At 60.6% G+C, this 14,814-nt stretch carries 12 protein-coding genes; 4 read left to right on the top strand and 8 right to left on the bottom strand.

Features of this window, described 5'->3' with window-relative positions; translation table 11 throughout:
- The 4 genes from RTS12_RS16605 to RTS12_RS16590 form a co-directional block, all read right to left on the bottom strand.
- Nucleotides 1-1,086: ABC transporter permease subunit (locus tag RTS12_RS16605; protein WP_312530489.1), on the bottom strand; the 1,086-nt coding region annotated here is incomplete at its 3' end.
- Complete coding sequence (locus RTS12_RS16600; RefSeq protein WP_312530487.1) at nucleotides 1,083-1,901, bottom strand: ATP-binding cassette domain-containing protein; 819 nt, start codon at nucleotides 1,899-1,901, stop codon at nucleotides 1,083-1,085. The genes RTS12_RS16605 and RTS12_RS16600, both read right to left, overlap by 4 nt.
- 75 nt (nucleotides 1,902-1,976) lie before the next feature.
- On the bottom strand, nucleotides 1,977-3,026 hold the full coding sequence (locus tag RTS12_RS16595) for a sugar ABC transporter substrate-binding protein (RefSeq protein WP_312530485.1): 1,050 nt from the start codon (nucleotides 3,024-3,026) through the stop codon (nucleotides 1,977-1,979).
- A gap of 27 nt (nucleotides 3,027-3,053) precedes the next feature.
- Nucleotides 3,054-3,251, bottom strand: coding sequence for a hypothetical protein (locus RTS12_RS16590; protein ID WP_312530483.1), 198 nt, complete (start codon nucleotides 3,249-3,251; stop codon nucleotides 3,054-3,056).
- A gap of 118 nt (nucleotides 3,252-3,369) precedes the next feature.
- On the opposite strand from RTS12_RS16590, the gene RTS12_RS16585 reads away from it, so the two are divergent.
- Nucleotides 3,370-4,395: a substrate-binding domain-containing protein gene (locus RTS12_RS16585; RefSeq protein ID WP_312530481.1), complete on the top strand. Its 1,026-nt coding sequence runs from the start codon at nucleotides 3,370-3,372 to the stop codon at nucleotides 4,393-4,395.
- A 66-nt stretch (nucleotides 4,396-4,461) separates the two neighbouring features.
- On the opposite strand, the gene RTS12_RS16580 is transcribed toward RTS12_RS16585, so the two are convergent.
- The 3 genes from RTS12_RS16580 to RTS12_RS16570 form a co-directional block, all read right to left on the bottom strand.
- Nucleotides 4,462-8,973 carry a translocation/assembly module TamB domain-containing protein gene (locus RTS12_RS16580; protein WP_312530479.1) on the bottom strand — a complete coding sequence of 1,504 codons (4,512 nt, stop codon included), beginning with the start codon at nucleotides 8,971-8,973 and terminating at the stop codon, nucleotides 4,462-4,464.
- Entirely contained in the window at nucleotides 8,973-10,859 is a 1,887-nt protein-coding gene (locus RTS12_RS16575; RefSeq protein WP_312530477.1) for an autotransporter assembly complex family protein, read from the bottom strand. The genes RTS12_RS16580 and RTS12_RS16575 overlap by 1 nt, the downstream gene beginning before the upstream one ends.
- A gap of 89 nt (nucleotides 10,860-10,948) precedes the next feature.
- The gene (locus RTS12_RS16570; RefSeq protein WP_312530474.1) at nucleotides 10,949-11,872 is read right to left on the bottom strand and encodes a glucokinase; all 924 of its coding nucleotides are present in this window, start codon (nucleotides 11,870-11,872) and stop codon (nucleotides 10,949-10,951) included.
- A gap of 258 nt (nucleotides 11,873-12,130) precedes the next feature.
- Between RTS12_RS16570 and RTS12_RS16565 the strand changes: the two genes are divergently transcribed.
- The 3 genes from RTS12_RS16565 to RTS12_RS16555 all read left to right on the top strand — a co-directional run bounded on the left by RTS12_RS16565 (nucleotide 12,131) and on the right by RTS12_RS16555 (nucleotide 14,500).
- On the top strand, nucleotides 12,131-12,577 hold the full coding sequence (locus RTS12_RS16565) for a hypothetical protein (RefSeq protein ID WP_312530472.1): 447 nt from the start codon (nucleotides 12,131-12,133) through the stop codon (nucleotides 12,575-12,577).
- Nucleotides 12,578-12,672: 95 nt separating this feature from the next.
- Nucleotides 12,673-14,064, top strand: coding sequence for an adenosylhomocysteinase (gene ahcY / locus RTS12_RS16560; RefSeq protein WP_312530470.1), 1,392 nt, complete (start codon nucleotides 12,673-12,675; stop codon nucleotides 14,062-14,064).
- A gap of 94 nt (nucleotides 14,065-14,158) precedes the next feature.
- A complete protein-coding gene (locus tag RTS12_RS16555) occupies nucleotides 14,159-14,500 on the top strand; it encodes a DUF2853 family protein (protein WP_312530468.1) in 342 nt (113 codons plus the stop codon).
- A 64-nt stretch (nucleotides 14,501-14,564) separates the two neighbouring features.
- Here RTS12_RS16555 and RTS12_RS16550 read toward each other — a convergent pair.
- Nucleotides 14,565-14,814 (bottom strand): enoyl-CoA hydratase-related protein (locus RTS12_RS16550; RefSeq protein WP_312530466.1); only part of this gene is annotated, 250 nt, incomplete at its 5' end.

The following is a 14,814-nucleotide window of genomic DNA, read 5'->3' as shown; positions in this document are numbered from 1 at the left end:
CGCCGAATAAGCGCTGCCGCGACCGCCAAACAGGCTGGTTCCGCCGATCACCGCCGCCGCAATGGCGTTCAGGTTCACGTCACCCGTACCTGCCTGCTGGCTGGACGAGGCCAGACGCGATGCCGACAGCACCCCGCCCAATGCGGCAAGGCTAGAGCACAGCACGAAGGCCGACATATAGATGCCTTTGACATTGATACCGGCGCGGCGCGCGGCCTCGCGGTTGCCGCCGACGGCGAACATCGAGCGGCCCCATTTGGTGCGGGTCAGCGCATATTGCAAAACCACCACCAGCGCCACGAACAGCGCAAACATATAGGGAATGCCGCGACCCAGGTTCAGATACCAAACCGCGAATTCAAGCCCGATGGTGATGGCGGCGGCCTTGGCGATCAGGGTCGACATCGGTCCCGCGGTCAGGCCCGCCTCGGTGCGACGGCGCGCGGTCGACAGGCCGGTCAGAATGATTGCAAGGCCCGGCAACAGCGCCAGCCCATGCGACAGCCATGCTGGCATGATCAGGATCTGGCCGAACTTCACCAAAGGCGAGGCATAGGGAAGGTTGATCGAGCCGGTCGGCCCAAGAATATAAAGCTGCATACCCAGAATGGCGAGCAGACCCGAAAGCGAGATGATAAAGCTGGGCATACCGATCTTGTTAAACAAGAAGGTATAAATCAGCCCGACCACGGCCCCGGCCAGGATCGCGAAAAAGATCGCGGCGGCGACGGGCCAGCCCATATTGATCCAGACCACGCCGACGACCGCAGCGGCAAAGCCACTGACCGAGCCCGCCGAAAGGTCGATTTCACCCAACAGCAGCACGCAAACGATGCCAAGGGAAATCACCCCCACCGTCGCGCAATCGAACAACAGGTTCACAAGGTTGTTGGGCGCCAAAAAGACCGGGTTCAGGCTGGTGAACACGATCGAAATCACGATCAGGCCGACGACCACCGGCAAAATGCCCAGATCACCGGCTTTGACGCGGTCGAAAAAGGCGCCGATCGAGCCAGCGATGGAATCGTCGTGGCGCATCCGCTCGTCGCTGCGGTCAAGCGCGGGTTGTTTGTTGGTCTGGCTCATGCGCCTTGCTCCTGCGTGTGGGCCTCGGCGGCCTTACGGTCCTTGCGTCGCGACACAGAGTTCTCACTTGCGCCAGTAATGGCGGCGATCAGCTCGTGGTTGCTGGATTCCGGGGTAAAGATGCCGTTGTTTTTGCCAAGACGCAGCACCACGATGCGGTCCGCAACGGCGCGTACGTCTTCCATGTTATGCGAAATGATGATGACGCCCAGCCCACGGTCGCGCACACGCTCGATCAGGTTCAAGACCTCGGCGGTTTGCGCCACACCCAAGGCGGCGGTCGGCTCATCAAGCATGATGATTTTCGGATTAAGCAGCAGCGAACGCGCAATCGCCACGGTCTGGCGCTGACCACCCGAAAGCGATGCGATCGGTTCGCGAACCGAGGGAATACGGGCTGCCAGCTCTTTGAGCAGGGTCCAGGCGCGCACCTCCATCTGGACCTCGTCGAGGCGCATCGGGTTCAGTTCGTGCCCTAGAAACAGATTGGCGACCACATCCAGGTTCTCGCACAGCGCCAGATCCTGAAACACCGTCGCAATGCCCATGTTCAGCGCTGCGCCCGGATCGCCAAGTGTGACCTCTTGGCCCTGGAATTCAATGGTGCCCGAGGTGGGCTGATGCACGCCTGCCAGCACTTTGACGAGGGTGGATTTACCCGCGCCATTATCGCCAACCAGCGCGACAACCTCGCCCGCATGGACGTCCAGATCGATATCGGTCAGGGCAGAGACGGCACCGAATTTCTTGGTCACGCCCCGCAGGCTTAGGATGCGCTCGCCCCGCGCGGGGACTGCGGAAGATGTCTCGGTCATGCCGTTTGCACCTGTCTTGAAATGGAAAAGCCACCCGAGGGGAACGCACCCCCCGGATGGCCGGTTCAATTTTGATTACTGCGTGATGCCCAGTTTTTTGCACGCATCGGCATATTCGCCGGTGCAAACTTCTTCCGTGGTCTGGATTTTCTTGTCGAAGATCTCTGCCTTGATGTTCTCAGCCGTGATCACAGCCGGGACGAACAGCTCGGAAGGGGTGTTGTAGAGCGTCGCTTTTGCTTCGGGGGTTTCGCCCTTCAGGAATTGGACGGTGATATTGGCCGCTGCCGCTGCCACGATCTCGGAAGGTTTCGAGATGGTATTGTACTGATCGCCCGCGATGATCAGCTGCAAAGCTGCGATGGTCGCGTCATTGCCGGTGACCGGCGGAACTTTTGCAACGCCAGCTGCCTTGAAGGCGGCAATTGCGCCGCCGCCGGTGCCGTCATTGGCCGCGACAACGCCTTTGATCTCATCGCCAAAGCGGGTGATCTGGCCTGCGGCCCATTCCTGTGCCTTCGGCGGCGCCCATTGGGGAGTGTCGAATTCGGCCAGCGTCTTGAAGCCCGAATTTTCCAGACCTTTGTGGATACCGTCACGGATCAGGCCGGCTGCCGCATCAGTGGGCGAGCCGTTGATCTGCAAAACACCCGCGCCCTCGGCAACACCCGAGGCTTTCATATGCTCAACCAGCGATTCCGCGATGGCTTTGCCGATGCCTTCGTTATCGAAGGACACATAGAAATCGGCAGGCGTATCCGGGATCGGGCGGTCATAAGCGATGACTTTGACGCCCTGAGACTGTGCCAGCGTGACCAGACCGCCTGCTGCTGCCGAATCGACCGGGTCAAGCACGATGACCTTGGCACCCTGCGTGATGACCGAGTTGAACTGCTGCTGCTGAAGCGAGACATCGCCATTGGCGTTTTGATAGATCACGTTGCAGTCTGCGCAAAGCTTGGCCATCTCGGCTTTGAAACCGGGGAAGTCATGCTCTTCGTAGCGCGTCGAAGCCTGATCAGGCATCAAAAACGCGACGGTCGCTGCATCCTGTGCCATCGCACCGCTGGCGAGCGAGGCGGCAAGGACAGCGGCCCCCGCCATCATCGTTGCTTTCAATTTCATGGGTGTTTCCTCCACTAAGGGTCATCTCTATCCGTTGGCCGGATATTGGGTCGTCGCTTTGCAGATCAGGATATGGCCCCGGCGCGCTTGCCTCGAAACCTGGGATCCAGAAGGCACGTTGGTGGCGGCGACAAAAGGCCCGATCATCTGAGCATAACGCACAAGCCATCGCGTCGCGAAATCGTATTTCGCATCCGTGATGACGCTGGCGATAACTGCGCCCATCTGACTCTTCCCTCTTCCGCCATCGATTGTGCAGTCTTGCGCAATCGATGGTGCATGTAGAAGATAAGACAAGAATTTTGTCAAGCCAGCGCCATATATCGAAAAGAGCAGACGTAGCGTGAGAAAGCCCTCCCCCATCAAAAAGCCGACCATCCATGATCTTGCCAGCCTTGCCGGGACTTCGGCCAGCACGGTCAGCGCCGTTCTGAATGGCAGCTGGGAAAAGCGGCGTATCAGCAAGCGACTGGCCGATCACGTCAGCCAGATCGCGCAAGAGCAGGGTTATGCGCTGAATATGCAGGCGCGCGCGTTGCGGCGCGCACGCTCGGGCATCATCGGAATGATCTTGCCGATGTATGACAACCGCTATTTCAGCTCGATTGCGCAGACCTTCGAGGATATGGCCCGCGCCCGCGATCTGTTCCCGATCGTGACCTGCACCCGTCGCGATCCGCGCCTAGAGCTATCTGCGGCCCGTTCGCTTTTGGCCTATCAGGTCGAATATCTGATCTGTACCGGGACAACTGACCCCGACCGAATTGCACGCCTTTGCGCGCCTGCGGGCGTGCCCACCATCAATCTGGACTTGCCCGGAACGCTGGCGCCTTCGGTGATTTCGGACAACTTCGCGGGGGCACGGGCGTTGACGCTGGATATTCTGGCGCGGGCGCAAAAATCGGGGCGGGCGGGTCAGGCCTTGATGTTCATCGGCGGGCGCGGCACCGACCACAACACCCGCGAGCGCCTGCGCGGCTTTCGGGCCGCCCATGCCGAACAGGGAATCGCGGTGGATGAGACGCTGATTCTGACCTGCGGATATGCCGCCCAGAAAGCCTCTGACGCCTTGTCCGCACTGGTTGCGACGGGACATGCCCTGCCCCCGGGGATGTTCGTGAACTCGACGATCTCGCTTGAGGGGGTGATGCGCTGGATCGGGCGCGCCAAGGCGCAAGGGCTGGACCAGATTCAGCTTGGCTGCTTTGACTGGGACCCATTTGCCGAAATGCTGGGCACAGGGATCGTCATGATCCGCCAGGATGTCGAAACCATGCTAAGCCAGCTCTTTGCGCTGATTGATGAGGGGGCGGTGCAGCCGCGCAAGATCGAGATCGCGCCGATTGCCCTATCTCCCGCATTGGACTGACACCTGCCAAGACGCAAAAAGGGGCCTTTCGGCCCCTTTTGTCGCACAGATCCGAGGGGCAAGGCCCTAGTAATCGCGCTCGTAATAGATCCCAAGCTTGCTATCGCCTTCGGAATCGACCGTGCCGCGCGCGGTCAGGCTGCGTGACAGATCAAGGTTCAGGTTCAACTCGGTCGTGCCGTCCGCCCCGACCTGAACATCGGTATAAAGGTTCTTCGAAAGATATTTGCCGGCACGGACCGAGACATTGCCCTGATCATCGGTCGCAAGGTCCAGATCATCGAGGCCCGTGGCCGAGCGCAGACGCCCGACGATCCCCTCGCCGCCCTTGCCCGCCAGAACCGCGATGGCATTGGCCAGCTGGGCCGCTTGCAGGGCGCTGATATTATCCAGCCCACGCCCAAACAGCAGATGCGACAGAACCTCTTCTTCGGGCATGTCGGGGTTGGCTTCGAATTTGATCTCGGGATCACGCGCCTCGCCATCAATGATGATGCGCGTGGTGATACCGTCTTGCTGGGTCTCGGCCACCAGACGGATGACCGGGATCATGCTGCCTTGCAGCTCAATCAGCCCCTCGGTCAGATCAAAGCGTTTGCCCAGCAGGTCAACCCGACCGCGGATCAGTTCAAGCTGACCCACGGGGATTACCTGCCGCGTCGTGCCGGTGACACGAATTTCCCCGCCCAGCTCTGCATCGACCCCGCGACCACGCACGAAAATCTGGCGCGGCGCGGAAATGGTCAGATCTAGCCGTGGCGGGTTGTTTCCCGGAACCGCCGCAGGCCCGCTCATCCCCGCTGCCGCAGCTTCGGGGCTGGGAAAACCGGTCAAACCGGCCTTGGCGCGTGTCGCACGCACCGGCGGGCGATCGTAAAGATGCTTGATCGCCGGAATCGAGGCCGCGCCGCCAAAGCCGGTCGACGGAATGCGCAGCTCGGTCTCGCCGACATCGACACGGCCCGCAATCAAGGCGCCGCTTCCCAGCGCACCTGTCACCGACAGCCTGCCATTCACCTGCGTTTCATAAAGGTTCGGGTCGCGCAAAACGACTTTGCGCAACACGACCTCTAGGTTGATGGGCTGGCTACCCGTCAGCGTCACCGGACCCGTGACCGAGATATTGCCCCCCGATTCCACCGCGCCGTTCACATCGACATCAATACGCCCGGCGTTCAGATTCGCACTGGCGTTCAGCGCATCAATCGACAGGCCCAGCTTCGGTTCGGCCAGGCGACCATTGCTTAGACGCGCGGTGCCGCTGATCGCCTCGAGCGAGGGGCGGCCGTTCAGGCGCAGATCAAATGTAATCGGCCCTTCGACGCTGCGCGTGCGCAAGATCGGGTTGACTGCCGCAGCATCGCTATTGCCCGAAACATGCAGATTGGCCGTCGCGAAATTGCGCGCAATCGTGCCCTCGACCTTGGCGCGCGTGCCGCCAGGCCCGGTTGCGGTCAGGTTCATTTCAAAGTTCTGGGTGCTTTCTGCAACCGTGCCGCTGACTTGTGCGGGACCGGGAAAGCCTTTCAGCAAAAGATCCAGATCCGTCAGGCGCGCATCAACCCGCAACTGCTTGCTGGGATCACCGTCGGCGGTGACCTGCAACTGGCCATTGCGTGCCATCAGGCGCTGGATCGACAGCTGGTTTTTCAGGTCCAAAGTGGCCGCCGCGTCAAAGGTCGTCGTGCCCTGCAAGACGGCGTCTGCCTGCGCATTGCCGACGGCCAGACCATTTGCGGTGCCCTTTGCGGTAATCGTGCGGTTGCCACCTTGATCCAGATAATGCCCGGTTGCATTCACCGCACCGCGAAAACCACGGCCCAGAAAGCGCAGATCCTGCGCCTGCAACTGCGCCGTGAGATCGCTGGCACCTTTGCCCAGGCTGCCCGAGGCCCCGATATTCAGCCGTGGATTGTCCACGCTGGCCGTTTCGATGGCGAAGACACCGTCACGTTCGGTGCCGCGCAGAGTCAGGCGGGTCTCGCCTGCCAGCGCGCCATCGACCTGCGCCTGACCAAATGACAGGTTTTGGCCGATGCCGGTGACATTCAGCAAACGCCCGCCACTGCCGTCATCGGCAAAGCTGGCATCCGCCTTCAGCGCGCCACGCCAGCCGCGACCGAACGAAGCAAGCGAGCGCAGATCAAGCTGCGCCTTCAGATCGGTTTTCGCCGAGCCGATCACCCCCGAGGCCGTCGCATCCATCTGCTCGTTGTTCAGCGTGAATTGCTTGACTGTCAGATTTTCACCCTGCTGCTCGGCAGAAAGCTTGAGCGTGGTGATGCCGGTCAAAGCGCCATCCACACCCGATTGCCCAAGGCGCAGCTCGGTGCCCTGCCCGGTCAGCTCGATCAGTCGCAGGCCGGATTTTTCAGTCGCGGTGGCGGTGGCAGTCAACCCGCCCGACAGGCCGCGATCAAACACCGCCAGATCGGGCACGTTCAGATCAAGCTGCGCATCCAGCGCACCCGAGGCAAAGCGCCCCTTGCCATCTGCGGCCAGCTGCGGGTTCGACAAGCGCAGCTCTTGCACCTCGAAAGCGCCATTCGCCTGCGCGGCCTTGACCATCAGATCGGTCTCGCCTTTCAGCGCGCCGTCCAGATCCTTGACGCCAGTCACCAGATCAACCGCCTTGCCCGAAACCTCGAGCTGGCGGGCGTCGGTCGGCCCGGTCAAACGCGCGGTGGCCAGAATGCTGCCTGACATTGCAGGATCCGCGGCCGCAAGGCTGGGCATTTCGATACGTGCCTGCACATCGGCCGCGCCACTGTTCAAATAGCCCTGCCCTTTGACCGTCAGGTTCTGGGCATTGACCGAAAGATCACGCAATTCGATGCCGGTGGTGTCACGCCGCGCGCTAAGCGCAATGGTCGAGCGACCCGCCAAAAGACGGTCAGCCTGAGGCTGATCCAGCTTGATATCATTGCCGATCACCTCGGCCTCGGCGTCGAAGGCCTTGGTCAAAAGCTGGTAAAAGCCCCGGATATGGGCCTGTCCCGAACCGCTTAGCTCGCGGCCTGCCACGCCCGACAGGCTGGAGAAGTCGCGATAGGTCGCGGTCAGATCCCCCGAAACCGTCAGCCCACTTGCAATACCATCGGCCAAAGCATCGCCCTTAAGGCCATAGCTTGCACCGTTGATATTGATGCCCGACAGCTCGATCGCATTGCCCGGGCGGAAGTCAAAGTTCAAACCCCCGTTCACGACATCGCCGACCGCACGCGCCAGCGCCGGATCCGCAGGGATCAGCCCATCGATGCCGAAAGCGACCCAGCCATGCACCGAATTCAGCGCGCCATCCGTCAGATCAACGCTGCCGCGACCATCAAGGCGCAGCTCTTGCAGCGTGCCTTCGTCGCGTCGGATGTCGCCGACCTTGCCTTTAAGCGTCCAACGCGAATCGCGCGCTTTATCGTAAGAAATCTGCAACGAGCCCGATTGAACCGTTGTCGGCTTGTCTGCCCATGGCAAACGTACCGGCAAGCGGCTGGCATCGGCATCTTCACCCAGATTAAGCAACAAGACCGCGCTTTCCGGCGCCCCCTTATCCGTGGTGGTGACCGAGCCGGACAGATTCAGCGCATCGGTATCGACCATCAAAACCGGAACACGCAACTGCCCGGTTTGCCCGCGCCAGCCTTCGGCCAGCAATTGCGAGTTGGTGCCGAAGAAATCCTTGTGTTCAGCCGGAACCAGCGCCGCGATATCGCCGCCCATCTCGATGCGAAAACCATTCCCCTCGATGCCGTCTTGGGCCTCGGGGTGAAACGCCAGCTTGCCGGTCACGCGGGGCTGGCCATTGGTGGCCAGTTCAAGATTGGCCGAAAACTCGCTTAACGGACCCTCGCCCTTGATGGCAGCCTTAACCGAGGGGCGGCCATCCAGCTTGACGATATTGACGAAAAGCCCATCGGCATCTTCGTCCAGATCAAGGTTCAGCTTCAGCATGCGCGTCGCATTCGAGAAGGATGTATCCAGCGCAAACTGACCCCGCGGGCCATCCACCCGGTTGATCGCCAGCTTGGCCTCGCCCTCGCCGCCCGACAGGCGCAGCGCGCCGTCGATCGCCAGAACGACCGGCGTGCCGATGATCGGCGCGCCCAGCTCGACCCGGCCGACATTGATCTTTTCGATATTCACCCCGACCGGAAGCTCGGGCAGCGAAAACTCTCGGGTTTCGGCCTGCGGCGCGGCAGGATCACTTGCCGGAAGGCGCGGCAGGATGATGCGCTCGGCGGTCAGCTCTTGAATCGATACGCGGCCGGCCAAAAGCGCCGACCGTGTCCATTGGATCGCGCCATTTTCCAGCGTGATCCACGCGCCTTGATCGTCCGAGATCATCATGCGGGTAAAGGTCGCCCGCGATGACAGTGCGCCCTGAAAACCATCGATGACGACCTGACGCCCGGCACCCGACAGTTTTTCCTGAAGGAAGCGGGTGATGAAGCCCTTGTCATCCTCGGATTCAAGCGAGATTTCGGCGGCCGTCTCTTGGGCATGCACCAGCGGAGCCGCCATTGTCGCCAGCCAAAAAGCCAGAAAAACGCGGGTAAGGATACGGGAATTCACAAGAGTCATCAAAATGCCTGCCCCAGCCCAAGATAGACCTGCACACCCTGACCGGTATCGCCGCCCACAGGGCCCGCGACGTCAAAGCGCATCGGACCGATCGGGGTCTTGTAGCGCACCCCCAGACCTGCACCTGCCTGCCAGTCGGTCTCGCCTTGAAACGAGCCCTCGCTCCAGACGCGACCAGCATCGGCAAAGGCCGCCAGACCGATCTTTTCACGCAGCTGATAACGCAGCTCGGTCGAGACGATTGCCATGCTCATGCCACCGGTCTTGACCGGGCCATTGGGGCCGGGAATGACCTCGACGCCAAGCGATTCATAGGGCTGGCCCCGCACGGTGCCACCCCCGCCCGAATAAAACAGATAATCGCGCGGGGTCTCTTCGATGTCCGAGCCCAGGATCGTTCCCAAACGCACGCGACCCGCCAGCGTCATCTTATCCTCGGGCAGGAAGCTGACATAGCTGCGGCCCTCGCCGACCATACGCACCCCTGATCCCGTCTCACTAAGCCCCAGGAACGGCGTCAGATCGCCTTTCAGCCAGTAACCCTTTTTCGCATCGGTTTCATTGTCGCGCTTGTCGCGTGTCACCGAGATCGGCAGCGAGAAGAAGCGAAAATCGCTTTTGCTGCCTTCGTCATTCACCCGCTGCGCCGTATATTGCAGCGCAACATCGGCAACAAAGCGATCACTGGGCATATAGGTAAAGCCCAGACCAAAGGTCGCGCCGTCAAGGTCGTAATCTTCGTCGCGCTGGCGCTGTATTTGGGCCTGAACATATCCGGTCGTATCGGCATTCAGCGTCGCAGGGCGATCAAGGCGCACGCCCAGCAAGAAGTCACGGCCCGAATCCTTCGCGCCGATATCGGCAACTTTGGCGTCAAAGCGCAGCCGCTCGCCGCCATGCATCAGGTTGCGATGCATCCAATAGCCGGACAGCATCAGCCCCTCGTTGCTGGACAGTTCAAATCCGCCGCCGATGCGGCGCGGCTTTTGCTCGATCACCAACAGATCGACATCCTGCGTATTGCCCGGCCCAATGCCATCTGCCTCGGTCAGGGTGATGGCCGAGAAAACACCGCTGCGGCGCAGGCGCTTGCGCATATCCTCGATTTTTTCGGGATCGAAGCGCTCTCCTTCGGGGAAGCCTGCGATCTTGCGCAACCGGCGCGGATCAAGGCGGTCGTAACCGCGGATTGTCATCTTGCCAAAGGTCAGTGCGGGACCGGGCGCCAGCTGAATCCGGCTATCCACGCTTTGTGTCGCGTGGTTGGCGGTGATTTGCGAGGCTTCGACATCGGCCTTGGCATGGCCCACATTGCGCCAGCCATCAACCGCAGCATTGGCCGCGCTTTTGATCACGCCAGTGCCTGCGGTCTTGCCCGTGGCATAGCCTGTGGGGATCTCGGTGCCGGGGGCCACCGGGGCCACCTGCGCGCGGCTAAAGCGGAACTTGGGTCCGGTCTGCACCGAAACGACGACATTTTTGACAACCTTGGGCGCATCAAGCGGGGCAACCTGTGCCGCCTCGACCCCGTCCAAGGTGATGCTGATCACACCGTCATAAAAGCCGGAATCATAGAGCGTTCCCAGAATACGGGCATAATCGCCCCGTGCCGCGGCAAGGATGTCTTGCCCGGTCACGCGGCCCTCGTCCTGCGCGCCTTTCAAAAGCGAGCTGTTGCGGATCGCCGAATCAAGCGTGCCATCATCGCCGGAAATCTTGAAATCCAGATTAACCGGGGACGAGTCATTGCCGCCTTTACCACCGAAAAGCCCTGAAAAGGGCGAGGATGACGGTGATACCGACGACGAAGATTGCGCCAGCGCCACGCCCGAAACCGAACATATCCCCAGCGCAGCCGCTACCCCAACCTGAATGACCCGTTTCATGCCCTGCTCTGCTCATTTGTTGGTTTTGCGAACAATGTTGCAGGGATTCGGCCCGGAATCCAACCCGAGAACGGATATATAGGTTTTTTTCAGCCCGCTGCGGCAAGACAGCCATAAAGTGCGGCCATATCCTCGCGGATCATCAAAAGCGGCGTCGCCTGAGGGATTTGACGCATCAGCGCATCCGAAAAGAATGCCTGTTCGAAAAGCTCGGCGCGCTCGGCGCTGGCGCGTGCGACGCTACCTGCCAGATACATCCCCTCGAAGGGCATAAAGCGCATTGCCAGCTCTCGACACAAAAGCCCAAAAATCTCGGTATAGAAGTTGAGACTGGCCACGGCCTCGGGCTGATTTTGTGCGGCGGCGGCAGTGACATCTTCGGCGCGCGGCGTCACCTGGCCGGAACGTGCGGCATGAAGGCGCGCCAATCCACGCCCAGCGAACAGCTCTTCGGTCGAATCGAAGGCATCGGCCAGATCACCAATTTCGGCGCGCAGGCGAATGGCAATGTTTTCGGGCAAGCGCGTATGCCCTTCTTCGGCCTCAAGGCAGATGATGCCGCCATCGGGCAAATGACGCACGGCGCAGACGTTGAAACCAGTGCCTGCATTGACCACAAGCGCCTGTCCATTGCGGGCCCGATCCGCGGGCGCTTCGCGCAAGACCGCAACCCCGGTGCCAGACAGGCTGGGCGTGGCATAGCCCAATGCGGTCAGATCATTGATCAGCCGCGCGCGCCCAGCGCCGGTCAGATCGCACAAGCGCTGCTCGGAAAAATCCCAGTCGCGGTTGGTCAGCTCGGCCAAGCCGCCGGCAACCGGCCCTGCCACGGCGACACAGACCGCCGAGATGGCCTCATCCGGGTGCTGCGCCAGATAGGCGTTAACCACATCATCAAAGCTGGCATAATCGTCACCGCGAAACCGCGTGATCGAGGCCGGGTCGATTTGCCCGTCCCTTGCCAGCGCCAGCCGCGCATTGGTTCCGCCCACATCCGCCAGCATGATTGCCATGGCCACTGTCCCCGCCTCTTGTCTGAAGTCCTCTTGCGCGCGCTTTTACGCCATTCGCGCCGCCTGATCGAGTGCCAGTTCACCTGCGTTTGACGCGGCGTTATCGGAACTCGGACAATTGCGGAACGTTAACTTGCTGAAAAGACGCCGAGCCTAGTCCCGTGTGGATCCGCCCACTCAATTTTCGGGCAATTCGCGGGTCGATACGCGGCCCCGGCGGCACAGTTGACGACACAGTTTACGATACATGAGGCAAGGATGCGTAAGTCCCCCTTTCATCAGCGTGTCATTGTCGCGGTCCTTGGCACGGTGATCGCGCTCACCGGCACGCAATCATTCTCGGCCATCACCTCGCGGGCCGATAATATGGCCAATCCGCGCGGCTGGTCGGCTGTGGCAGGCATGGATGTGCAATCGGTCATCGACCTTGCGCAAAAGCTGCCCCTATCGTCCGATACAAACGAGGATCAGCCCTATTGCGCCCAATCAGGCCAGCTTGCGCGCGCCCTGCACGATGATTTCGACGAGGTGCTGATCGCTCATGGGGCGCAGGACACCTCGCTTTGGGGATCTCAGGCAATGGGAACATGGACGCTGACGCTGAACCGGGCCGATCGCACCAGCTGCGTGGTGGCCTCCGGGGTCGGCTTCACCAAACATGCCAATCCGATGCAGTTTTACCATCAGGCTGGCCTGAAAGGCTAAGGCCGCTATGCTTGATACAAGGCCCACCGCGGCGTTGATTGTATCTTAAGCCCCTCGGTGTTATGCCCGCGCAACCATTTTTTGCGGGGCCGCCCATGACCGACTATATCATCCGTGACATCTCACTTGCTGAATTCGGCCGCAAGGAACTTGATATTGCGGAAACCGAAATGCCGGGCCTGATGGCTTTGCGCGCCGAATACGGCGCTGCCCAGCCGCTGAAAGGCGCGCGGATTGCCGGCAGTCTGCATATGACGGTTCAAACCGCAGTGCTGATCGAAACCCTGACGGCGCTTGGCGCCGAGGTGCGTTGGGCCTCGTGCAATATCTATTCGACCCAGGATCACGCAGCGGCTGCGATTGCGGCAACCGGCGTGCCGGTCTTTGCAATCAAGGGCGAAACCCTGACGGAATACTGGTCCTATACCGACCAGATTTTCCAGTTCCCCGAGGGTACTGCCAACCTGATCTTGGATGATGGTGGCGATGCGACCATGTATATCCTGATGGGGGCCCGCGTCGAAGCAGGCGAAACCGATCTGATCGCCACGCCCACCAGCGAAGAGGAAGAGGCGCTGTTTGCCCAGATCAAACTGCGCCTGGCCGCCAGCCCGGGCTGGTTCACCGCACAGCGCGCTGCGCTGCAAGGCGTGTCCGAGGAAACCACGACGGGCGTGCATCGTCTTTATGACCTGCACAAGAACAGCCAGCTTCCCTTCCCGGCGATCAACGTCAACGACAGCGTCACCAAGTCGAAATTCGACAATAAATACGGCTGCAAGGAATCGCTGGTCGACGGCATCCGTCGCGCGACCGATGTGATGATGGCCGGCAAGGTTGCCGTCGTTTGCGGCTATGGCGATGTTGGCAAAGGCTGTGCGGCCTCGCTTCAGGGCGCTGGCGCGCGCGTCAAGGTGACCGAAGTTGATCCGATCTGCGCGCTGCAAGCCGCAATGGATGGTTTTGAAGTCGTCTTGCTGGAAGATGTGGCCTCTAGCGCCGATATCTTTGTCACGACCACCGGCAACAAAGACGTCATCCGCATCGAGCATATGCGCGAGATGAAGGATATGGCCATCGTCGGCAACATCGGCCATTTCGACAATGAAATTCAGGTGGCCAGCCTGCGTAACCACAAATGGACCAACATCAAAGATCAGGTCGATATGATCGAGATGCCCTCGGGGCACCGCATCATCTTGCTGTCGCAAGGTCGCCTGTTGAACCTGGGCAATGCCACCGGCCACCCCAGCTTTGTGATGTCGGCAAGCTTCACCAACCAGGTTCTGGCGCAGATCGAGCTGTGGACCAAGGGCGATGAATATGCGCCCGGCGTCTATATCCTGCCCAAACATCTGGATGAAAAGGTCGCACGCCTGCACCTGGACAAGATCGGCGTCAAATTGACGACCCTGTCCAAAGAGCAGGCCGACTATATCGGCGTGACGCCCGAAGGCCCGTTCAAGTCGGACCATTACCGCTACTAAGTCGCCTCGCCGCGTCAAATCCGCAGGAAATCATTGCTATCCCAAGAATGCTGCCGCAATCTTGGGATAGCTTCAATTTCCTATGGTTGTAGACATGAGCAAACGTGACGAACTGATTGCCAAATATGCTGCCGATCTAAAGGACAAACTGGGCGTAACTCCCGATATGGACCTTTTGACCAAGGTCACCATCGGCTGCGGCCCCTCAATCTATAACGCTGATGGCGAAACTGTCGCCGCATCGGATACCACCGAGCTAGAGCGCATTCGCGACAACTACCTCAAAAAGAAGCTGGGCCTGCCGGATGGGCCTGAACTTATGGCCGCAATCAAAAGCGTGGCCGAGAAATACGGCAGCTCGAACCGCAATAAATATCGCGCGGTCTTCTACTATATGCTCTGCCTGCATTTCAAAAAACAATCGGCCTACGCCTGAACCGCACATAACCATGCTGCGGCCCCGCCTATTGGGGCCGCAACGCCCCTTTGATCGGCCCAGCCTAGATCAGCTGCTTGATACCCTCGGTCAGCCCCGCTTTTGCGGCGCGCACATCCGCGCAAAGATCAACCGCCACATCCATCAACTGATCGGGCGCAACCAGCCGATCGACCAGGCCCCAGGCCAAAGCCTCGGGGGCGGAGATTTTCTGTCCTGCCATCAGGATCATCTTGGCGCGTGCCGCGCCGATCAAGGCCCGCAAGCGCTGCGGGTCACTGGGTTGGGGCAGAAACCCAAGACGCATCACCGGA

Source organism: Paracoccus sp. (in: a-proteobacteria) (assembly GCF_032007265.1).
GTDB lineage: Bacteria > Pseudomonadota > Alphaproteobacteria > Rhodobacterales > Rhodobacteraceae > Paracoccus.
The sequence above is the reverse complement of the archived record's forward strand: the minus strand, read 5'-3'. Positions and strand labels throughout refer to the sequence as shown.

Bases quoted from the DNA above. Each gene is read 5' to 3' on its own strand.
- RTS12_RS16590 (WP_312530483.1), bottom strand. From the start codon at position 3,251: ATGGGCGCAGTTATCGCCAGCGTCATCACGGATGCGAAATACGATTTC.
- RTS12_RS16575 (WP_312530477.1), bottom strand. From the start codon at position 10,859: ATGAAACGGGTCATTCAGGTTGGGGTAGCGGCTGCGCTGGGGATATGT.
- ahcY (WP_312530470.1), top strand. From the start codon at position 12,673: ATGACCGACTATATCATCCGTGACATCTCACTTGCTGAATTCGGCCGC.
- RTS12_RS16600 (WP_312530487.1), bottom strand. From the start codon at position 1,901: ATGACCGAGACATCTTCCGCAGTCCCCGCGCGGGGCGAGCGCATCCTA.
- RTS12_RS16555 (WP_312530468.1), top strand. From the start codon at position 14,159: ATGAGCAAACGTGACGAACTGATTGCCAAATATGCTGCCGATCTAAAG.
- RTS12_RS16580 (WP_312530479.1), bottom strand. From the start codon at position 8,973: ATGACTCTTGTGAATTCCCGTATCCTTACCCGCGTTTTTCTGGCTTTT.
- RTS12_RS16565 (WP_312530472.1), top strand. From the start codon at position 12,131: ATGCGTAAGTCCCCCTTTCATCAGCGTGTCATTGTCGCGGTCCTTGGC.
- RTS12_RS16570 (WP_312530474.1), bottom strand. From the start codon at position 11,872: ATGGCAATCATGCTGGCGGATGTGGGCGGAACCAATGCGCGGCTGGCG.
- RTS12_RS16595 (WP_312530485.1), bottom strand. From the start codon at position 3,026: ATGAAATTGAAAGCAACGATGATGGCGGGGGCCGCTGTCCTTGCCGCC.